Consider the following 19,247-nt stretch of genomic DNA (forward strand, 5'->3'; position numbering starts at 1 on the left):
TTTCCAGGGTAGAATCGGATACTTTGTTCAGTCATTGCCAATGTTTTCCATCATCGCAAAGTGATACGAAAAGCGGGTGAAATAAGGTATAAAGCCGCATGAAAATCCCAAACAGAATCCAGCCCCTGGTCGATGACGGCCTGATTGACGATGTCCTGCAGCGGCTGAAAAGCGGCAAAGAAGCAGACGTCTATACCGTGCTATGCGGCGGCAAGGTGCAGTGCGCCAAAGTCTATAAAGAAGCGACCCAGCGTAGCTTCAAGCAGGCGGTGCAGTATCAGGAAGGACGTAAAACCCGTAACAGCCGTAACGCGCGCGCTATGCAGAAAGGCACGAAGTTTGGCCGTAAGCAGCAGGAAGAGTCCTGGCAGACCGCCGAAGTGGATGCCCTGTTCCGCCTGGCGAACGCTGGTGTGCGGGTGCCCCAGCCTTATCTCTGCATCGACGGTGTGTTGCTGATGGAGCTGGTGACCGACGCCAATGGCTCGGTTGCGCCGCGCCTCAGCGATGTCACGCTCTCCGAAGAGCAGGCGGTCACCGATTTCCACACCATGATCCGCAATATCGTGCGCATGCTCTGTGCTGGTATCGTGCATGGCGACCTGTCCGAGTTCAACGTGCTGCTGGATGAACAGGGACCGGTGATTATCGACCTGCCACAGGCGGTTGATGCGGCGGCCAATAACCATGCCGAGTCGATGTTCGAACGTGACGTAGACAACATCACATCCTACTATGGCCAGTTCGCTCCGCAGTTGCTGAAGACTCGCTATGCCAAAGAGATCTGGCTGCTGTATGAAGATGGCAAGCTGACTCCGGAAACGCCGCTTACCGGCGAGTTCGTGGAAGAGGAGCGCGTGGTGGATATGGATTCTCTGATGGATGAGATCATCACCGCAGAAGATGAATATTACGAGCGTCAGCGCGCCAGCCGCGAGCGCGACGAAGAGTAAATAAAAAAGGCAGCGAGTCGCCTCGCTGCCTCTAAACTACCGCACTATCACAACGCCCTCACCGCACGATGACCGTCAGCGCAATCAGAGTGATGCCGATGATCATCACGCCGACAAATACTTTATCGAGCCTGCTTTTTTTCATCTTCGCCTCCTCAGAACCACTGACCAAAACGACGGATGTAGAAACGTTTCATGCCCTGCGCCACCAGGCAGTAGCTGAACAGCGTCAGCACCAGCCACGGGAAGTATTGCCATGGCAGTGGCACCAGACCGACCATTGCACCCAGCGGTGAGAACGGAATCAGGATACCCAGCGCCATCACCGCCAGCGTGGTCAGCATTACCGGTAAGGTGGCGCGGCTCTGGATAAACGGAATCTTCCGGGTACGCAGCATATGCACCACCAGTGTCTGAGACAGCAGTCCTTCGATAAACCAGCCGGACTGGAACAGCGACTGCACGCCCGCATGGTTAGCGCCGAAAACGAACCACATCAGCGCGAACGTCGTGACATCAAAAATTGACGACGTCGGACCCATCCACAGCATGAAGCGTTTGATGTTGCCGGCATCCCATTTGCGCGGCTTATTCAGAAACTCACGGTCCACCTTGTCCCACGGCAGCGCCAGCTGGGAGATGTCATACATCAGGTTCTGAATCAGCAGATGAATCGACAGCATCGGCAGAAACGGAATAAAGGCACTGGCCACCAGCAGCGAGAAAACATTGCCGAAGTTCGAGCTGGCGGTCATGTTGAGATACTTGATGATGTTGCCAAAGGTCTCACGTCCTTTGAGGACCCCTTCATTCAGCACCTGCAGATCTTTCTCCAGCAGGATGATGTCGGATGAGGCTTTCGCCACATCTGCCGCGCTATCCACGGAAATCCCGGTGTCGGCCGCCCGCAGTGCTGGCGCGTCATTAATACCATCCCCAAGGAACCCGACAGTGTGACCGTTCTGCTGCATCAGGCGCACCAGCCGTGATTTCTGCAGCGGCGTTAGCTGGGCAAACAGGGTGCAGCGCTCTGCTTCCTGCGCCAGTTCATCATCGTTCATCGCCTCAATCTGATCGCTGGTCAGCATCGCCGGATCGGTCAGCCCGACATCGGCACAGACCCGCAGCGTTACCAGCGGATTGTCGCCGGTCAGCACTTTCACCGTTACGCCGCTGTCGCGCAGGGCTTTAATCGCCTTACCTGCGCTGGCTTTCGGTGGATCGCGGAAGGTCAGCATGCCCTGGATAACCAGATCGCGTTCGTCGCTGTCGCTGAGCGGCGCGCGCAGTTCGCCATCACGGGTCGCCACCAGCAGCACCCGATAACCCTGCTGATTAAAGTGTTCGGTCTGCGCCAGCAGCGCCACACGCTGCGCCGCATCCAGTGCGACCACCGCATCGCCCTTCCGCACGGCAGCGCTTACCGCCAGCATCTCTTCCACGGAGCCTTTGCAGATCAGCTGTGAACGATGCTGAGCCAGATCTTCCACCAGCACCGACACCCGGCGGCGGTTAAAATCGAACGGCAGCTCATCGACCAGCTGAAACTGGCTGCGCTGAGACGGTGAAATGATTCTGTCGCCCACGCTGAGCACGGCGCGGTCCATCAGGTTTTTCGCGCCACTCTGGCTGCCGCTGTTAAGCCAGGCCAGTAACAGCACACCCGCATCTTCGTTGCCCTGCGCATCCAGATGATGCGCCAGCAGGATGGTGTCCTGAGTCAGCGTGCCGGTTTTATCGGTGCAGAGCACATCCATCGCGCCGAGGTTCTGAATGGCGTTGAGCTTTTTAACGATGACTTTGCGACGTGACATCGCAATCGCGCCTTTCGCCAGGTTGGCGCTGACGATCATCGGCAGCATTTCCGGGGTCAGCCCGACCGCGACAGCCAGAGCAAACAGCGTGGCATCCATCCAGTCGCCTTTAGTGAAGCCGTTAATCAGCAGCACCACCGGCACCATCACCAGCATAAAGCGGATCAGCAGCTTACTGACGCTGTTCACCCCACGGTCAAACGCGGTCTGCGGACGGCTGCCGGTCAGCGATGAGGCCAGCGAGCCAAACCAGGTTTCGCCACCGGTCGCTACTACCACTGCGCTGGCTGTTCCGCTGGCGACGCTGGTGCCCATCAGGCAAATATTCGGTGATGCCAGCAGCTCTTTAGCGGTCTGACCTTCGGCATCGATACCCGCATCGCTGCTGTGTTTCTCCACCGGCAGCGACTCGCCGGTCAGCACCGCTTCACTGATAAACAGGTTACGTGAACTCAGCAGGCGCACATCGGCCGGCACCTGATCGCCGGTGCTGAGCAGAATGATATCGCCCGGCACCAGCTCACTCATATCCACATCCTGACGCTGCGCGCTTTCGTTGTCCGCCTCACGCCGCAGTACGGTTACCTGGCTGCGAACCAGTGACTTCAGCGCCTGCGCCGCACGGTTAGTGCGAAACTCCTGCCAGAAGCGCAGCAGCCCGCTCAGCATCACCATGGTGCAGATGATAATGACACCGGAGAGATCGGTCTCCTGACCGGCGCGCAGCGGCAGCCAGTAATCCGTCACAAAACTCACCAGCGCCAGGACCAGTAATACATAGATAAACGGGTTGTTAAACGCCATCAGCAGCTGAATCAGCGCTGGTGGTGCTTTCTCATGGGCCACTTCATTGCGGCCATACAAAGCGAGTCGTTTCGCGGCTTCAGCCTGAGTCAGTCCCTGACGATGGCTGCGCAGGTTGTTCAGCGTCATCTCAATGTGCTGGTCTGCCTGCTGCGCCACGGCAAACATTTTTTTACTTTTTTTATCAACGCGGTTGCCGCTGGACGTGTTCGCAACCTGTTCCAGTTTCATGTCGCTCATTTCGACATCTCCCTGATTTAAAGCAATAGTCGTCCTGCACGCAAAATAAGGTGCATGGATAAAACCTGGCGTGGCCGGGTTATTTAATTGGGTGACCTTCAGGAATAATCACGTTATTCCGCCTGCGCAGAAAATAATGACGCGCACAGGGATAGCCGACGTGAGTTAAACGCAGCGTTTTGAAAGTCTGAGATCGGCGATCGGGCGTAGCCTGGGCTACGCCAGTCGGGGTGGAGGAAAAAGAGCGAATATAAACAGCAGCATAACGCGCACTCCTGTGGGTGACAGGATTGAAAACAAGGAGCGCGATCGTTAATTAAAGCGGAGATCGCTGCTCGCCGGTTGGCAAGCAGCATAGGAAATTCAGCTTGCCAGAATTAAAGTTAATCGAGTATCACTGTCCAACTGAATTCTCCTGAAATTATCTGCCACCATTATAAAGAGAGGCTCGCTTCGGTAAAGCAATAATGCTCTGAATAACGGTTTCGTTGAGGATTTGTTTCTGCTCAGATTGCCGCTTCGTTAACAGCATGGCGATCTTCTTATAACCTCTCGCTTACCCTTATAACCTTTTGGCATATGGTTAGCCTATATTCGACTATTCTTCGCATCGGCCCTTTCGTAAACTCGCGTAACTTTTTAGAGGCAAGGAAATTTCATGAAAACTATAATTCCATCACTGCTGGCGCTGACGCTGGCTGCCGCCTTCACAGCACAGGCCGCAACACCGAAAGATACGCTGGTGATTGCACAATCTACTGACGACGCCGACAGTTTCGACCCGGCTAAAGGGTTTGAACTGACCAGCGTTCAGGCTTTCACTAACATCTATCAGCGTCTGGTGCAGTCTGACCCGCAGAATCCGGTGGATCTGAAGCCCACACTGGCGACCTCATGGCAGCCCGGCAGCGACAACCGCAGCCTGACCTTTGAACTGCGCAAAGATGCGAAATTCTCCACCGGCAACCCGCTGCGCCCGGAAGATGTGATCTTCTCGCTGGGCCGCGTGGTGAAGCTGAACCTCGATCCCTCTTTCATCCTGACTCAGCTTGGCTGGACCAAAGATAACGTCGACGGCTTCCTGAAGAAGGTCGACGACAATCATGTCCAGATCAGCTGGACCGCCAACGTCAGCCCGACTTACGTGCTGAGCCTGCTCTCTGCCCCGGTTTCTTCGATCGTCGATGAAAAAACCGCCATGGCGAACGCGAAGAACGGCGATTTCGGTAACGCCTGGCTGGCAACCCACTCAGCGGGCAGCGGTCCGTACCAGATCCGTAAAGTGGTGATGCATCAGGTAGTGCTGCTCAGCGCCAACCCGACTTCCCCAGCGGGTGCGCCAAAAATGAAGAACATCCTGATCAAAAACGTACCGGAACCGGCTGCGCGTCGTCTGCTGCTGGAACAGGGTGATGCCGATATCGCCCGTAACCTGGGTGCCGATCAGATTGCTGCGCTGAACGGCAAGAAAGGCGTGAAGACGGAAGCGATTCCAATGGCGTCCCTCTACTATATCCAGTTCAACATCGGCGCGAACGAGACGATGAAGAATCCGGCCTTCTGGGAAGCGGCACGCTACCTGTGGGATTACAAAGGCATCGCCAACGAGCTGCTGAAAGGCCAGTTCGACGTGCATCAGAGCTTCCTGCCGAAGGGCTTCCTCGGCGCGATTAATGACACGCCATACAGCTACGATCCGGAAAAAGCCAAAGCGATTCTGAAGAAAGCGGGCCTGAGCAACGTGACCTTCAAGCTCTCCACCAGCAACCAGCCGCCTTATCTGGATATCGCGCAGGCGCTGCAGGGCAGCTTCGCCAAAGCGGGCGTGAAAGTGGAAGTGGTGCCGGGCTTAAGCTCAGAAGTCTCGACCAACGTGAAAGCGCATAAATATGAAGCGACGCTGAACGCCTGGGGCTCCGACTATTTTGATCCGAACACCAACGCCGCCTCGTTTGCATACAACCCGGAAGATGGCAGCAAAACCATCGCCTTCCGCTCAGACTGGCACATTCCTGAGCTGAACAAGCAGGTGATTGCGGCGACGGCGGAAAGCGATCCGAAGAAGCGCGTGGCGCTATATGAAGCAATGCAGCGTGAAGTCATGAAGAACTCACCTTATGTGATTGGGATGCAGGCGAAGAACCTGATCGCCCTGCGCGACAACCTGAAAGGCTATGTGCAGGGCATCAACCCTGACATGGTGTATTACTCGCAGGTCACTAAGTAATGGCACAGTCTGTCCCTTCAGCCGGGTTCGCCCGGCTTTTTTGGCAGCGTGGCGGACGGCTGATCGGTAGCGTGTTATCACTGCTGGTCACGCTGCTCGGCCTGCTCGCCTTCACCTTTATGCTGTCGCATCTCTCGCCGATTGATCCGGTGCAGCAGATCGCTGGCGATCACGCCAGTGAAGCGACCTATGCGCAGGTGCGTCATGACCTGGGTCTGGACGAGCCGGTGCTGATGCAGTTCTGGCGCTACGTCGAACATCTGGCGCACGGTGATCTGGGTGTCTCCCGTCTGACCAATCAGTCGGTGAGCGGCGACCTGATGACCACCTTCCCTGCCACCATTGAGCTGGCGACCTGCGCGATGATCTTCGCAGTGGTGTTTGGTGTCTCGCTGGCGCTGCTGGCGGCCTGGAAACCGGGCAGCTGGATCGATAATCTCGCCCGCTTTATCTCGCTGCTTGGCTACTCGGTGCCGGTGTTCTGGCTCGGCCTGCTGGGCCTGCTGCTGTTTTATGCGGTGCTGCACTGGTCCGCCGGACCGGGACGGCTGGATGATATCTGGGTCTATACCCTGGAGCCGAAGACCGGCTTCGTGCTGATCGACAGCTGGCTGTCGGGTGAACCGGAGATGTTCCGCAACGCGATTGCGCACCTCTGGCTGCCGGTAGTGATCCTCGGCCTGCTGGCGATGGCAGGCATTACCCGCCTGCTGCGTGCTGCCCTGCTGGAAGAGAGCAGCAAAGAGTATGTGGTGCTGGCGCGTGCCAAAGGTGCGGGTCGGGTACGCATCCTGCTGCGCCATATCTTCCCCAATGTGCTGGGCACGCTGGTCACGGTCATCGCCCTCTCTTATGCCACGCTGCTGGAAGGCTCGGTACTGACCGAAACCGTCTTCGCCTGGCCGGGTGTGGGTCGCTACATGACCAATGCGCTGTTCTCCGGCGATGTGCCGGCGATTCTGGGCTCAACCCTGTTGATCGGCAGCTGCTTTATCCTGATTAACACCCTGGCGGATGTTTTAACCTGGTTAACCGATCCGAGAACCCGATGACGCAACAACTCTCTGAACTCGAAACGCTGCGGCCACGCCGTCGCCGTCAACGCGTGACCTCGTTAACCGTTGGGCTGACGCTGGTCGCGATTCTTATCCTGATGGCGCTGCTGGCACCGCTGATTGCGCCGTTCGACCCGAATGTGCAGACCATGTCGAGCCGCCTGCTGGCACCGTCAGCGCAGCACTGGTTTGGCACCGATGGCTTTGGCCGCGATCTGCTGTCGCGGGTGATTTACGGCGCACGTCCGACATTGCTGCTGGTATCGCTGATCCTGGTGCTGACCATTCCGGCCGGACTGCTGATCGGCATCACCGCCGGTTACGTTGGCGGCTGGACTGAACGCCTGCTGATGCGCATTACCGATATCTTCCTGTCGCTGCCGAACCTGGTCATCGCGCTCGCGCTGGTGGCGATTCTCGGCCCTGGCCTGATGAACGGCGCGCTGGCACTGGCGCTGACCAGCTGGCCGCCATTTGCCCGTCAGGCTCGCGCTGAAACGCTGGCGCTGCGCCGCAGCGACTACCTTGCCGCTGCGCGGATGCAGGGAATTACGGGCTTTCGCCTGATGTTCGGTCATATCCTGCCGCTCTGCATGCCGACTGCGGTAGTCCGCGCCGCGCTGAGTCTGGGCGGAATCATCCTGGCCGCGGCCGGACTCGGCTTCCTCGGCATGGGCGTTCAGCCGCCGACGGCAGAATGGGGTTCGATGGTCGCCGAAGGCAGTAAAGTGATCTTCGATCAGTGGTGGGTCGCTGCCGCTCCGGGCGCGGCTATTCTGTTTGCCAGCCTGGCCTTTAACCTGACAGGCGATGGCCTGCGCGATCGACTGGATACCCGTCATGCAAAATAATCTGCTCCATGCCGAAGCGCTGACCATTCGCAGCGATGAAGCGCTGCTGGTCGATAACATCAGCTTTTCCGTGGGCCGCGAGCGTGTGGCGCTGGTCGGTGAGTCCGGTTCCGGCAAGTCACTGACTGCCCGCAGCCTGATGGGCTTACTCTCGCCCGCGCTGCATCTGCAGGCCAGCCAGCTTCAGGTCGCCGGTGAAAATGCACTGACGCTGAGTGAGCGTCACTGGAACCAGCTGCGCGGTAACCGCGTGGCGATGGTGATGCAGGACCCGAAATATGCCCTTAACCCGACGCGCACCATTGGCTGGCAGGTGGAAGAGCCGCTGATTCTGCATCGCCGTCTGAACCGTGCCGAGCGTAAAGAGAAAGTGTGTGAAATGCTGGATGCAGTCGGCCTGCCCGACCCGCGTCGTCTGATGCAGCAGTATCCGCATCAGCTCTCTGGCGGTATGGGCCAGCGCGTGATGCTGGCGATTGCCCTGATTACCGATCCTGACTTCCTGATCGCCGATGAACCGACCTCCGCGCTGGATCATGCCATGCGCGATCAGGTGCTGGCGCTGATTCGCGGTCTGGTGGAAGCGCGCAATATGGGCCTGCTGCTGATCAGCCATGATTTGCAGCAGGTTTCAGAACATTGCGAGCGAGTCATGGTGATGTACAAAGGCCGGTTGCTGGATACGCTGCCTGCTGCCGATCTGCCGCACGCAACCCATCCTTATACCCGCACGCTGTGGGCCTGCCGTCCGGGTAAAGCGACGCACGGACAGACATTGCCGGTGCTGGATCGCGCTGCGCTGGAGGCGAATAATGATTGAGTTACACAATCTCAGCGTCGCCCACAAACAGGGTTATGACCTGCGCACCGTGGTGCACGAGGTTAATCTGGAAGTTAACGCTGGCGAATGTTTTGGTCTGGTGGGGCCATCGGGCTGCGGCAAGTCGTCGCTGCTGTGGGTGCTGGCCGGTCTGAACCCCCACTGGCAGGGCCAGATGAAGCTTGCCGGTCACGAGGTTCAGCCGGGCAAAGCTTTCACCGGCGCGCTGCGTCAGGAAGTGCAGATGGTGTTCCAGGACCCGTACGCCTCGCTGCATCCGCGTCACCGGCTGCGTCGCACCCTGTCGGAGCCGCTGAAGCTGCTGAAACGCGATAACATCAACGATCGCATCGATCAGGGTTTCCGTCACGTCGGACTCGATCCTGCGCTGGCAGATCGTTATCCGCATCAGCTCTCCGGCGGTCAGCGTCAGCGCGTCGCCATCGTGCGCGCCCTGCTGTTGCAACCGAAGATCCTGCTGCTGGATGAGCCGACGTCGGCGCTGGATATGTCGGTGCAGGCGGAGATCCTCAATCTGCTCAACGATCTGAAACAGCAGGATGGCCTGACTATGGTGCTGGTCAGCCACGATCCCGATGTTATCGATCATATGTGCGATCGCGCCGTGCGTATGGCGCAGGGCCGCATCATCGAGCAGATCTCTGCCTGAACCCAGGCCGGACGGCGCTAACCTGCCGTCCGGCGCTGCTGCTTTCTCCCGCCTGTCTTAACACGCCTCTATGCCCGCCATTAACCTCTCATCTCCCCTGCCAGAGCGGCGCGCTGTTCGCTGAAGCCAGCAAAGGTATGCGCCTGCGCAAAACGCAGCGCCAGGCTGATGCGGTATACTCGCGGCCATTATTTCATGAGAGGAAAAGACGATGACGGTAAAACTGCGTCCGCTGGAGCGGGAAGATCTGCACTTTGTCCATCAGCTGGATAACAATGCCAGCGTGATGCGCTACTGGTTCGAGGAGCCGTATGAGGCGTTTGTGGAGCTGTACGATCTCTACAACAAGCACATTCACGATCAGACCGAACGACGCTTTGTGGTGGAGCATGAGGGACAGAAAGCAGGATTAGTCGAACTGGTTGAGATTAACCATGTGCACCGCCGCGCCGAGTTTCAGATCATTATCGATCCGGCCCATCAGGGCAAAGGGCTGGCCACTCAGGCAGCAAAACTAGCGATGGATTACGGCTTCTCGGTGCTGAACCTCTACAAGCTCTACCTGATAGTCGATCAGGAGAACGAAAAAGCGATCCACATCTACACCAAGCTCGGCTTCGAGATCGAAGGCGTGCTTAAACATGAGTTTTTCATCAACGGGGAGTACCGCAACACCATCCGCATGTGCATTTTCCAGCATCAGTATCTGGAACGCCATAAAACGCCAGGCGGAATGGTGAAGCCGACCGCGCAGTAATCAGCCGCGCGCGCCAACCGGGTTCATGAAGGGACGCGGATGTTCCGGCTTGAGGTCGTACATGCCTCCATAGAAGGGATCGACCAGCAGCCAGCCGGGGAATCCACCCAGCGGAATGTTGCCCAGCAGATACCAGAGGTTAGCGCGTGCCTCAATCGGCACCGTAACCGGCACGTAGCCCGGACTTTCCAGCATCAGCAGGTAGTGCTTTTTGCCAAAGTAGCGGCCGGTAGATTTTGCCAGCTCAACGGTCTGCGGCGTGAAACCCTGCGCAACCGCATAGCCACGCTCATCCTGCACGGTAAAGCGCGCGCCCTGCGGCAGAGAGTCGATGCGCACCATTTGGGTTTCAGTGCCGACAATGGTGGCGCAGCCGCTAAGCAGCAGCGCGGCGGCCAGAGCCAGAATTCGCTGTTTCATGAAGGGGTCCACAGAGTGATCAGTGATCAGAGTGTAGACCGCCCTCTCAGACTCAATCGGGCTATCATCGCCCGATTCAGTCAGCTTATTGCGGTTGACAAGCGCGGGCGATAGCCGCGATGTCGTTGGGTGAGGTGCGACAGCAGCCGCCAATCAGCTTCGCGCCCGCCTGCTGCCACTCGTCCAGCTTGTCATGCAGCGTGCAGCCCGATGGCGCGGAGTGCCAGGTTTTGCTGCTGGCATCATACTGCTCGCCGGAATTGGGATAGACCACCAGCGGCTTGTCGGTCAGCCTCTGCAATTGCTGCAGCGCAGGCGTCACGCTCTCCAGTGCCACGCAGTTAATCCCAAGAGCTATCACCTGCGGCTGCTGATTCAGCCAGTCCACCACCTCTGACAGCGGCGTGCCGTCACTGATATGTCTGGCGTCACGCAGGGTAAAGGTAAACCACGCGCGGCCTTCCGGGAATTCAGCCAGCAGCTTCACCAGCGCCTGCGCTTCGGCAAACGACGGCAGCGTTTCGCAGGCCAGCAGATCGGCACCGGCCGCCAGCAAGGCCTGCACGCGCGGGCGGTGAAACGCCATCATCTCCGCTTCCGGCAACGCATAGTCCCCGCGATATTCCGAACCATCCGCCAGGAAAGCGCCGTACGGACCCACCGATCCCGCCACCAGCAGCGTTTTCGCATCCGGGCGCACCGCCAGATAGTCCTCACGGGCACGTCGCGCCAGCTCGACGCTCTGGGCGATCAACGCCAGTGACTGCGCCTCATCGAGACCGCGCGTGGCAAAGCCCTGCGGCGTCGCCTGATAGCTGGCGGTAATGGCACAGCGCGCTCCGGCGACAAAATAGTCGTAGTGAACCTGATAGATCAGCTCAGGATTTTCCATTAGCACCTTTGCTGACCATAACGCATCGGCCAGATGACAGCCGCGGGCTTCGAGTTCGGTGGCCAGCGCGCCATCCAGTATCAGCAAAGGCGACTCTGTTAAAGCCTGCGCGACAGGGTTATGCGACATCATTGGCCTCCTCAGGCTTCGGGGATGATTTGTGGGTCAGATAGTAAGCGGCGTAGCAGAACAGGACAAACGGGATGCCACACCACAGCGCGATGCGCTGGGTCGGATCAAATGCCAGACCGACGCAGGCCAGCAGGCAGAGCAGGAAGCCCAGAATCGGCGTCAGCGGATAGAACGGCGCACGGTAGCCCAGCTCGGCCAGCGATTTGCCCTGCTGAAGATGACGGCGACGGAATACGAAATGCGAGGCGCAGATGCTGAGCCAGACCGCGACTACCGCAAAACCGGAGATAGCCGACAGCGCCACAAATACCGTGTCTGGCGCGACCACGCTGGAGACCAGCGCCAGCAAGCCGCCCACCATGCTGACGGTGATCGCCAGCAGCGGTATGCCGCGCTTGTTCACCCGGGCAAAGGCGCGCGGCAGCGTATTCTCATTGGCCAGCGACCAGAGCATACGCCCGGAGGCATACAGCCCGGAGTTGGCCGCTGACAGGATAGCGGTCAGGATCACAAAGTTGATAATGTCAGCCGCATACGGGATACCGATCTTTTCGAATACCAGCACAAACGGGCTTTTCACGATGCCGGCCTGATCCATCGGAATCAGCGCCGCCAGCACAAACACGGTGCCGATGAAGAAGATGATCAGACGGGCCACGGTAGTGCGAATCGCCAGCGGCAGCACTTTCTCCGGCTGCTGGGTTTCTCCGGCCGCAATCCCAATCAGCTCGGTGCCGGAAAAGGCGAAGTTCACCGCTACCATGGTCATCAGAATCGGCAGTACGCCATTCGGCAGCCAGCCGTGCGCGGTGAGATTGCTCAGGCCTGGCGCGGGCGTGCCATCTTTCATCGGGATAAAGCCAAACATCGCCGCGCCGCCCAGCACGATAAAGGCGACGATCGTTACGACTTTAATCAGCGAGAACCAGAACTCCCCTTCGGCGAAGAAGCGGGTTGAGATGACGTTCAGCAGATAGATGGCGCAGCAGAAGACCAGGCACCAGATCCACACCGGGATCTGCGGGAACCAGTACTGCATGCAGAAGCCCGCCGCCGTCAGGCTGGAGCCGAGCGCCACTGTCCAGGTCAGCCAGTAGAGCCAGGCCACGGTGTAGCCGGTTGCGGGGCTGAGATAGCGTGCAGCGTAAACGTGGAATGCGCCGGTTTCGGGCATCGCCACGGAGAGTTCGCCCAGACAGACCATCACCAGCCAGACCACCAGCGCGCCGATCAGATAGGCCAGCAGCGTACCCGCCGCCCCGGTGGTTGAAATGATATAGCCGGTGTTAAAAAACAGGCCGGTGCCGATCACGCCGCCCAGCGATAACATCACCAGATGGCGCACTTTCATGGTGCGTTTAAATTGTTCCTGCGAGGGAGTTGGCTGTTCGCTCATCACTTATATCCGTATGGACGTCTAAACATCTATAGGGGACAATTTTATACGCGTCACAGCCGGTAATTGCAACGGCAGGGAATCAGGGAGGAAGGTCTGGCGGTTCAGTGCCCCGTCGCGGCGGGGCCTGATGCGTTAGCCGAAAACGCTTTGAATATAACGTTCCAGCGCCATGCGGGAACTGAATCCGTGCGGGATGCCGTAATGTTCCTGTGAATCACCCGCCAGGTAGAGAGGGAATTGGGTGTAGTGATCGCAGGTCTTCATTTCTGAAGCCGGTTCAGCGAACGGCTGGCTCTTCTCTTTCAGTGTCGGGTGAATCACTAAAGCCATGCGCCCCATGCGCGCTTCGCGATTCACATAAACGTAGTTCTCTCCACGGCGATAGCCATAGGCCCGTGGGGTAATTTCATCGACTTCGAAACCCGCTTTTTCCAGTACGCGCGCTACCTCATCCGGTCGTAAATACATGCTCGATCCTCTCCTCTTTCAAAAGCTTCGCAACCTTACATCAGCATGACAGAGTGGGCATTCGGAATTTTCCCTAAACAACACTCCCGCGTCTCGTTTATCAAAAGGTCGTCTACACTAGTATTACGTTTTTAAATCAAAGGGAGCTAAAAAATGTTTAATCGCACTGTAAAAAACGATGACATTGATATCAATCAGGATGTTAACGAACTGGCCGATTCGCTGGAAGCGCTGTTGAAATCTTACGGCAGTGACGCCAAAGACGAAGTGGATTCTGCCCGCAGTCAGGCTGAAAAGCTGCTGAAACAGACCCGCTCACGCCTGAATGGCGGCAGCAACCGTGTTTCACAGGTTGCGCGTGATGCTACCGCGCAGGTTGACACCTATGTTCATGATAAGCCATGGCACGGTGTAGGTATCGGTGCTGCATTCGGTATCGTCGTGGGTGTGCTGCTGGCTTCTCGCCGCTAAGCCCCGAACAGAAATCCCCCGAGCCCTGCCCCGTGCGGGGCTTTTTTTTGCGCGTAATTAAGCGCGATCCCCGTACATCCTCCCCCTGAAGCCCGAAGCATGATGCACTGATGCACTGATGCACTGATGCACTGATGTAAGCATATCGCCCACCAGGTCTGAACGATGCGCCAGACTGAAGTCGATGAATTGCAACGACCCGTAACCAGGACTATAGTAACGATTACAGGTATGAAAACGGACTTTATGCTATGGGAATTTATTTAACGCCTGATTTTGATGGTGATCGTAGAAAAGCGCGGATTACAAACGGGATGTTGTGTAAAACCGCCGGAGACATTTTCCGCGGTCTGCCAGGTGATCCACTGGGAAAGTTTACCTATAAAAAAAGGATGGGCTTGCCTGGAGTTAGTGCCCGTAATGGTGCGCGTACAATCGTTTTTTTTAACGATGGTGACAATATTTTTTTCTTTGATATGTACCTTAAAAGTGATCTTTCAAAGAAAAAAGGAAAGGAACTTGAGGATGATGAAATCGATGCTTACTGTAAAATCGCGTACGATTTCATAAGTATGAGTCAGGAGCTGATAGATGTCCTTCTGATCAAAAATGACTTGATAGAGGTAGTTTGTGATGACTGAAAGACTCAAGCGCATACAGGGTATGGCTAAGCGTTATAACGAACTGGGCGTGGTTAAAGATGAAACTCTTACAGCCATTAATGCTGCTGTTGCCGCCCGTAATATCCCTGCGATCAGGACAATGACTGGCAGTGAGATCAGAGAGGTTCGTGTACGCCATCATATGTCGCAGGCTGCCCTGGCTATAACTACGGGTATGTCAGTGGAGAGTGTTTCGAAGTGGGAACGGGGTGAGAGTAAGCCCAACAATGCTGCGATGCGCATCATTAATATCATTGATGCCAAAGGTCCCCAGGTCTTTATGACTTAGAGAGATGTGAAGTAAGAATCAGCCAGACTGATAAGTCCTTTTTTGCTCTTTTTCCGGCCCGAGACCTTTACAAAATAATTTTCCAGGCTGCAGGGCGCATCCCTGCTGGCTTTGCCACTGTTGCGCAAATACAAATCATAAAACCCTATATCTGGTGGGCTTGACCACCAAAACCACTACATCTAGTATTTACCTCATCAGCACGACACCCGATGTTCGTCACAATGAAGCCCGCAACCTGCCGCGTCTGCTTTGTTTTCGGGCATCAGAACCGCATACAGAGGGAAATACGAATCATGCGCATTATTATTTACACTAAAGATAACTGTGTCCAGTGCACAGCGACTAAAAATGCGATGGACCGTCAGGGTCTCGCCTATCAGCTGATCAATCTCGACAGTCAGCCGGAAGCGATCGACAACCTGAAATCACTGGGTTACCGCCAGGTGCCGGTGGTGATGGCAGATAACGATCACTGGAGCGGTTTCCGTCCGGACAAGATCGCCACTCTGCGCTCCCTCTCTGCCGTCGCGGGCTAAGCGCATGTTCCCGCTGGTCTATTTTTCCAGCCAGTCGGAAAACACCCACCGGTTTGTGACGCGCCTCGGCCTGCCCGCCCGGCGCATCCCGCTTGATGCCCGTGAGCAACTGCATATCGACCAGCCCTATATTCTGGTGGTGCCCAGCTATGGCGGTGGCAGCAGTCGCGGTGCCGTGCCCGGTCAGGTGATTCAGTTTCTTAATGATGAGGCGAACCGGCGCGGTATTCGCGGCGTGATCGCGGCGGGCAACCGTAACTTCGGTGCCGGTTACTGCCTGGCGGGCAGCATCATTGCAAAAAAATGTCAGGTTCCCTGTCTCTACCGCTTCGAGCTGATGGGAACGCCTGACGATATTGCGAAAGTTAAAGTGGGAGTAACCCAATTTTGGCAACAACAGATACCCTCAACGGCGTGACGCTCGATTATCACGCCCTCAATGCCATGCTGAACCTCTACGATGCTGACGGTCGCATCCAGTTCGAGAAGGATCGCGAAGCGACACGTCAGTTTTATCTGCAGCATGTGCAGCCTAATACCGTTCCCTTCTCCAGCAGCGCCGAGCGTTTACGCTATCTGGTGGCGGAGAGCTATTACGAAGCAGACATGCTGAATCAGTACGACTTTGACTTCCTGCTTGAGCTGCATGAGGTGGCGGAGAAGCGGGGATTTGAGTTCAAAACTTTTCTGGGGGCCTGGAAGTACTACACCAGCTACACCCTGAAGACCTTTGACGGCAAACGCTATCTGGAAACCTTCGAACAACGCGCCTGCATGGTGGCACTGACGCTGGCTCAGGGCGATGAAACGCTGGCGCGGGCGCTACTGGAAGAGATCCTCAGCGGCCGTTTCCAGCCCGCCACGCCGACTTTTCTGAACTGCGGCAAACAGCAGCGCGGTGAGCTGGTCTCCTGCTTCCTGCTGCGCATTGAAGACAATATGGAGTCGATTGGTCGCGCCGTGAACTCGGCACTGCAACTCTCTAAGCGCGGCGGCGGCGTCGCCTTTTTGCTGTCGAACCTGCGAGAGTCTGGTGCGCCGATCAAGCGTATTGAAAATCAGTCGTCGGGCGTGATCCCCGTTATGAAAATGCTGGAAGATGCGTTCTCTTATGCGAATCAGCTTGGCGCACGTCAGGGTGCTGGCGCGGTGTGGCTCAATGCGCACCATCCCGATATTTTCCGCTTTCTGGATACCAAGCGCGAAAACGCCGACGAGAAGATCCGCATCAAAACCTTGTCGCTGGGTGTCGTGATTCCTGATATCACCTTCCAGCTGGCGAAAGAGAACAGGCCGATGGCGCTGTTCTCGCCCTATGACGTTGAGCGGATCTACGGCCAGGCGTTTGGTGATATCAGCATCAGCGAGAAGTATGACGAGATGCTGGCGGACGATCGCATCCGTAAAACCTATATTCAGCCACGCGACTTCTTCCAGACGCTGGCCGAGATTCAGTTTGAGTCGGGCTATCCCTACATCATGTATGAGGACAGCGTGAACCGCAGTAACCCGATTGCCGGTCGCATCAATATGAGCAACCTCTGCTCTGAGATCCTGCAGGTGAACAGCGCCAGCGAATACAATGACGACCTGAGCTATCGCCGGGTCGGCAAAGATATCTCCTGTAATCTCGGCTCACTGAACATTGCGCACGCCATGGATTCGCGCGATCTGGCACGTACCGTGGATGTCGCGATCCGCGCGCTGACCTCGGTGTCGATGATGAGCGAAATCGGCTCGGTGCCTTCCGTCGCCGAAGGCAATCGCCGCTCGCACGCGATTGGCCTGGGTCAGATGAACCTGCATGGCTATCTGGCGCGTGAAGGCATCGCTTACGGTTCCCCGGAAGCGCTGGATTTCACCAATCTCTATTTCTATTGCATTACCTACTATGCGCTGCGCACCTCAAATCAGCTGGCGCAGGAGCATCAGCAGACCTTCGACGGCTTCGCGGATTCGCAGTATGCAAGCGGCGTCTACTTCGATAAGTATCTGCAGCGGGAATGGCTGCCGCGCACTGAACGTGTCGCGACGCTGTTTGCTGACGCGGGACTGACTCTGCCAACCCAGGCAGACTGGCAGGCGCTGCGTGAAGCGGTGATGCAGCACGGGCTGTTTAATCAGAACCTGCAGGCAATCCCGCCGACCGGTTCGATCTCTTACATCAATCATGCCACCTCCAGCATCCATCCGATTGTCTCTCCTATCGAGATCCGCAAAGAGGGCAAAACCGGTCGTGTCTACTATCCCGCGCCGTTTATGACCAATGAAAATCTCCATCTCTATCAGGATGCGTATCAGATTGGGCCGGAAGCGATTATTGATACCTACGCAGAAGCGACTCAGCACGTCGATCAGGGCCTGTCGCTGACGCTGTTCTTCCGCGATGACGTCACGACCCGTGACATCAATAAAGCGCAGATTTACGCGTGGAAAAAAGGCATCAAAACACTCTATTACATTCGCCTGCGTCAGATGGCGCTTCAGGGCACGGAGGTTCAGGGTTGCGTCTCATGCTCCCTGTGATGAAAATGATGAAACTCAAACAGATTCAGGCCATTAACTGGAACCGCATTCAGGATGACAAAGATCTTGAGGTGTGGAACCGTCTTACCAGCAACTTCTGGCTGCCGGAGAAGGTGCCGCTCTCCAACGATCTTCCTGGCTGGCAGACGCTGGATAAACAGCAGCAGCAACTGACCATCCGGGTTTTCACCGGCCTGACGCTGCTCGACACCATCCAGAACGTGATCGGCGCGCCGGGACTGATGAACGATGCCATTACCCCGCACGAAGAGGCGGTGCTGTCGAATATCAGCTTTATGGAAGCGGTGCATGCCCGCTCTTACAGTTCGATCTTCTCAACCCTGTGTAACACCCAGGATGTGGATGCCGCCTATCAGTGGAGCGAAGAGAATGCGCCGCTGCAGAATAAAGCGCGCATTATCCTGGAACATTACCGCGCCGATGATCCGCTGAAGAAGAAGATCGCCAGCGTCTTTCTGGAGTCGTTCCTGTTCTATTCCGGCTTCTGGCTGCCGATGTACTGGTCGAGCCGGGGCAAGCTGACCAACACCGCAGACCTGATTCGCCTGATTATTCGCGATGAGGCAGTGCACGGTTACTACATCGGCTACAAATATCAGCAGGCGCTGGCCTCGGCTGACGATCTGCGGCGTGAAGAGCTGCAGCAGTTTGCCTATGATCTGCTGCTGGCGCTGTACGAGAATGAAGTGGCTTACACCGAGGCGCTCTATGCCGATGTCGGCTGGGTGGAAGAGGTGAAAACTTTCCTGCACTACAACGCCAACAAAGCGCTGATGAATCTGGGCTACGAGGCGCTGTTCCCGGCAGAGCTGACGGCGGTGAATCCGGCGATTCTGTCGGCGCTGTCGCCCAACGCCGACGAGAACCACGACTTCTTCTCCGGTTCAGGCTCCTCCTATGTGATGGGCAAAGCGGTCGAAACTGAAGACGAAGACTGGAATTTCTGATAGTGGGCAGGTCATTCTGATTGTCAGGATGGCCTGCGACAGATGATAAAGATGCTGGCTCAGGGAGCATACGCCTTCCGCAAAGACGCAAAAGACGCCATCCCTGGCGGGCTCAGCGCAGGCCATCCCTGGCCCGCGATGCTTTGCTACAGGCGTATGCTCCCATCGCTTTAAACTTCTGAGTTGTCTGTGAGACGTTAAGCCCTGAGCCGTTAGTTGCCACAACCTTCTTAGGGCACACCTCCTCTACCGTGGTTTAAACCTCTTGTTATGACTGGTATGGCCTGTTA

The 19,247-nt window shown here is 56.8% G+C and carries 20 protein-coding genes; 14 read left to right on the plus strand and 6 right to left on the minus strand.

The window, feature by feature from the left end:
- The first annotated feature begins 98 nt into the window (after positions 1–98).
- Positions 99–953: a PA4780 family RIO1-like protein kinase gene (locus ACN1CO_RS10850; protein ID WP_283547256.1), complete on the plus strand. Its 855-nt coding sequence runs from the start codon at positions 99–101 to the stop codon at positions 951–953.
- Positions 954–1,011: 58 nt separating this feature from the next.
- Here ACN1CO_RS10850 and mgtU read toward each other — a convergent pair whose 3' ends face one another.
- Positions 1,012–1,098, minus strand: a complete 87-nt coding sequence (mgtU, locus tag ACN1CO_RS10855; RefSeq protein WP_369690077.1) for a magnesium transporter protection protein MgtU — start codon at positions 1,096–1,098, stop codon at positions 1,012–1,014.
- Positions 1,099–1,108: 10 nt separating this feature from the next.
- The gene (mgtA, locus tag ACN1CO_RS10860) at positions 1,109–3,811 is read right to left on the minus strand and encodes a magnesium-translocating P-type ATPase (protein WP_419138925.1); all 2,703 of its coding nucleotides are present in this window, start codon (positions 3,809–3,811) and stop codon (positions 1,109–1,111) included.
- A gap of 658 nt (positions 3,812–4,469) precedes the next feature.
- Here mgtA and ACN1CO_RS10865 point away from each other — a divergent pair.
- The 6 genes from ACN1CO_RS10865 (at position 4,470) to speG (ending at position 10,191) form a co-directional block, all read left to right on the plus strand.
- Positions 4,470–6,038: an ABC transporter substrate-binding protein gene (locus ACN1CO_RS10865; RefSeq protein WP_419138926.1), complete on the plus strand. Its 1,569-nt coding sequence runs from the start codon at positions 4,470–4,472 to the stop codon at positions 6,036–6,038.
- Positions 6,038–7,090, plus strand: a complete 1,053-nt coding sequence (locus ACN1CO_RS10870) for an ABC transporter permease (RefSeq protein WP_283547253.1) — start codon at positions 6,038–6,040, stop codon at positions 7,088–7,090. Before ACN1CO_RS10865 ends, ACN1CO_RS10870 begins: the two co-directional genes overlap by 1 nt.
- The gene (locus ACN1CO_RS10875; RefSeq protein ID WP_010257750.1) at positions 7,087–7,944 is read left to right on the plus strand and encodes an ABC transporter permease; all 858 of its coding nucleotides are present in this window, start codon (positions 7,087–7,089) and stop codon (positions 7,942–7,944) included. Before ACN1CO_RS10870 ends, ACN1CO_RS10875 begins: the two co-directional genes overlap by 4 nt.
- Entirely contained in the window at positions 7,934–8,764 is an 831-nt protein-coding gene (locus ACN1CO_RS10880) for an ABC transporter ATP-binding protein (protein ID WP_419138927.1), read from the plus strand. The genes ACN1CO_RS10875 and ACN1CO_RS10880 overlap by 11 nt, the downstream gene beginning before the upstream one ends.
- A complete protein-coding gene (locus ACN1CO_RS10885) occupies positions 8,757–9,434 on the plus strand; it encodes an ABC transporter ATP-binding protein (RefSeq protein WP_419138928.1) in 678 nt (225 codons plus the stop codon). The genes ACN1CO_RS10880 and ACN1CO_RS10885 overlap by 8 nt, the downstream gene beginning before the upstream one ends.
- 211 nt (positions 9,435–9,645) lie before the next feature.
- Complete coding sequence (gene speG / locus ACN1CO_RS10890) at positions 9,646–10,191, plus strand: spermidine N1-acetyltransferase (RefSeq protein ID WP_419138929.1); 546 nt, start codon at positions 9,646–9,648, stop codon at positions 10,189–10,191.
- Here speG and ACN1CO_RS10895 read toward each other — a convergent pair whose 3' ends face one another.
- From ACN1CO_RS10895 to ACN1CO_RS10910, 4 genes are all read right to left on the minus strand, one after another.
- The gene (locus tag ACN1CO_RS10895; RefSeq protein ID WP_003850357.1) at positions 10,192–10,611 is read right to left on the minus strand and encodes a hypothetical protein; all 420 of its coding nucleotides are present in this window, start codon (positions 10,609–10,611) and stop codon (positions 10,192–10,194) included. It abuts the gene before it with no gap.
- 85 nt (positions 10,612–10,696) lie between these two features.
- The gene (mmuM, locus tag ACN1CO_RS10900) at positions 10,697–11,632 is read right to left on the minus strand and encodes a homocysteine S-methyltransferase (RefSeq protein ID WP_419139019.1); all 936 of its coding nucleotides are present in this window, start codon (positions 11,630–11,632) and stop codon (positions 10,697–10,699) included.
- Positions 11,622–13,031, minus strand: coding sequence for an S-methylmethionine permease (gene mmuP / locus ACN1CO_RS10905; RefSeq protein WP_419138930.1), 1,410 nt, complete (start codon positions 13,029–13,031; stop codon positions 11,622–11,624). Before mmuP ends, mmuM begins: the two co-directional genes overlap by 11 nt.
- A 135-nt stretch (positions 13,032–13,166) precedes the next feature.
- Complete coding sequence (locus tag ACN1CO_RS10910; protein ID WP_003850360.1) at positions 13,167–13,502, minus strand: DUF2002 family protein; 336 nt, start codon at positions 13,500–13,502, stop codon at positions 13,167–13,169.
- Positions 13,503–13,655: 153 nt separating this feature from the next.
- Here ACN1CO_RS10910 and ACN1CO_RS10915 point away from each other — a divergent pair, with 153 nt between their 5' ends.
- The 7 genes from ACN1CO_RS10915 to nrdF all read left to right on the plus strand — a co-directional run bounded on the left by ACN1CO_RS10915 (position 13,656) and on the right by nrdF (position 18,957).
- Positions 13,656–13,973, plus strand: a complete 318-nt coding sequence (locus ACN1CO_RS10915; RefSeq protein WP_136197493.1) for a DUF883 family protein — start codon at positions 13,656–13,658, stop codon at positions 13,971–13,973.
- 251 nt (positions 13,974–14,224) lie between these two features.
- Positions 14,225–14,614: a type II toxin-antitoxin system RelE/ParE family toxin gene (locus ACN1CO_RS10920; RefSeq protein ID WP_419138931.1), complete on the plus strand. Its 390-nt coding sequence runs from the start codon at positions 14,225–14,227 to the stop codon at positions 14,612–14,614.
- A complete protein-coding gene (locus tag ACN1CO_RS10925; RefSeq protein ID WP_419138932.1) occupies positions 14,607–14,924 on the plus strand; it encodes a helix-turn-helix domain-containing protein in 318 nt (105 codons plus the stop codon). Before ACN1CO_RS10920 ends, ACN1CO_RS10925 begins: the two co-directional genes overlap by 8 nt.
- 296 nt (positions 14,925–15,220) lie before the next feature.
- Positions 15,221–15,463, plus strand: a complete 243-nt coding sequence (gene nrdH / locus ACN1CO_RS10930) for a glutaredoxin-like protein NrdH (RefSeq protein WP_419138933.1) — start codon at positions 15,221–15,223, stop codon at positions 15,461–15,463.
- Positions 15,464–15,467: 4 nt separating this feature from the next.
- On the plus strand, positions 15,468–15,881 hold the full coding sequence (gene nrdI, locus ACN1CO_RS10935; protein ID WP_419138934.1) for a class Ib ribonucleoside-diphosphate reductase assembly flavoprotein NrdI: 414 nt from the start codon (positions 15,468–15,470) through the stop codon (positions 15,879–15,881).
- A complete protein-coding gene (gene nrdE / locus ACN1CO_RS10940) occupies positions 15,851–17,989 on the plus strand; it encodes a class 1b ribonucleoside-diphosphate reductase subunit alpha (protein ID WP_419138935.1) in 2,139 nt (712 codons plus the stop codon). The genes nrdI and nrdE overlap by 31 nt, the downstream gene beginning before the upstream one ends.
- A gap of 8 nt (positions 17,990–17,997) precedes the next feature.
- A complete protein-coding gene (nrdF, locus tag ACN1CO_RS10945; RefSeq protein ID WP_419139020.1) occupies positions 17,998–18,957 on the plus strand; it encodes a class 1b ribonucleoside-diphosphate reductase subunit beta in 960 nt (319 codons plus the stop codon).
- The last annotated feature ends 290 nt before the right edge of the window (positions 18,958–19,247 follow it).

The organism is Pantoea sp. R13S299 (assembly GCF_048515925.1).
Taxonomy (GTDB): domain Bacteria; phylum Pseudomonadota; class Gammaproteobacteria; order Enterobacterales; family Enterobacteriaceae; genus Pantoea.

Excerpts from the sequence above, each read along its gene's own strand:
- mgtU (WP_369690077.1), bottom strand. The coding sequence starts at position 1,098 with ATGAAAAAAAGCAGGCTCGATAAAGTATTTGTCGGCGTGATGATCATC.
- mmuM (WP_419139019.1), bottom strand. The coding sequence starts at position 11,632 with ATGTCGCATAACCCTGTCGCGCAGGCTTTAACAGAGTCGCCTTTGCTG.
- ACN1CO_RS10910 (WP_003850360.1), bottom strand. The coding sequence starts at position 13,502 with ATGTATTTACGACCGGATGAGGTAGCGCGCGTACTGGAAAAAGCGGGT.
- mgtA (WP_419138925.1), bottom strand. The coding sequence starts at position 3,811 with ATGAGCGACATGAAACTGGAACAGGTTGCGAACACGTCCAGCGGCAAC.
- ACN1CO_RS10850 (WP_283547256.1), top strand. The coding sequence starts at position 99 with ATGAAAATCCCAAACAGAATCCAGCCCCTGGTCGATGACGGCCTGATT.
- ACN1CO_RS10870 (WP_283547253.1), top strand. The coding sequence starts at position 6,038 with ATGGCACAGTCTGTCCCTTCAGCCGGGTTCGCCCGGCTTTTTTGGCAG.
- ACN1CO_RS10880 (WP_419138927.1), top strand. The coding sequence starts at position 7,934 with ATGCAAAATAATCTGCTCCATGCCGAAGCGCTGACCATTCGCAGCGAT.
- speG (WP_419138929.1), top strand. The coding sequence starts at position 9,646 with ATGACGGTAAAACTGCGTCCGCTGGAGCGGGAAGATCTGCACTTTGTC.
- ACN1CO_RS10885 (WP_419138928.1), top strand. The coding sequence starts at position 8,757 with ATGATTGAGTTACACAATCTCAGCGTCGCCCACAAACAGGGTTATGAC.
- nrdH (WP_419138933.1), top strand. The coding sequence starts at position 15,221 with ATGCGCATTATTATTTACACTAAAGATAACTGTGTCCAGTGCACAGCG.
- ACN1CO_RS10915 (WP_136197493.1), top strand. The coding sequence starts at position 13,656 with ATGTTTAATCGCACTGTAAAAAACGATGACATTGATATCAATCAGGAT.
- ACN1CO_RS10920 (WP_419138931.1), top strand. The coding sequence starts at position 14,225 with ATGGGAATTTATTTAACGCCTGATTTTGATGGTGATCGTAGAAAAGCG.
- nrdF (WP_419139020.1), top strand. The coding sequence starts at position 17,998 with ATGAAACTCAAACAGATTCAGGCCATTAACTGGAACCGCATTCAGGAT.
- nrdI (WP_419138934.1), top strand. The coding sequence starts at position 15,468 with ATGTTCCCGCTGGTCTATTTTTCCAGCCAGTCGGAAAACACCCACCGG.
- ACN1CO_RS10925 (WP_419138932.1), top strand. The coding sequence starts at position 14,607 with ATGACTGAAAGACTCAAGCGCATACAGGGTATGGCTAAGCGTTATAAC.
- ACN1CO_RS10895 (WP_003850357.1), bottom strand. The coding sequence starts at position 10,611 with ATGAAACAGCGAATTCTGGCTCTGGCCGCCGCGCTGCTGCTTAGCGGC.
- ACN1CO_RS10875 (WP_010257750.1), top strand. The coding sequence starts at position 7,087 with ATGACGCAACAACTCTCTGAACTCGAAACGCTGCGGCCACGCCGTCGC.
- ACN1CO_RS10865 (WP_419138926.1), top strand. The coding sequence starts at position 4,470 with ATGAAAACTATAATTCCATCACTGCTGGCGCTGACGCTGGCTGCCGCC.
- mmuP (WP_419138930.1), bottom strand. The coding sequence starts at position 13,031 with ATGAGCGAACAGCCAACTCCCTCGCAGGAACAATTTAAACGCACCATG.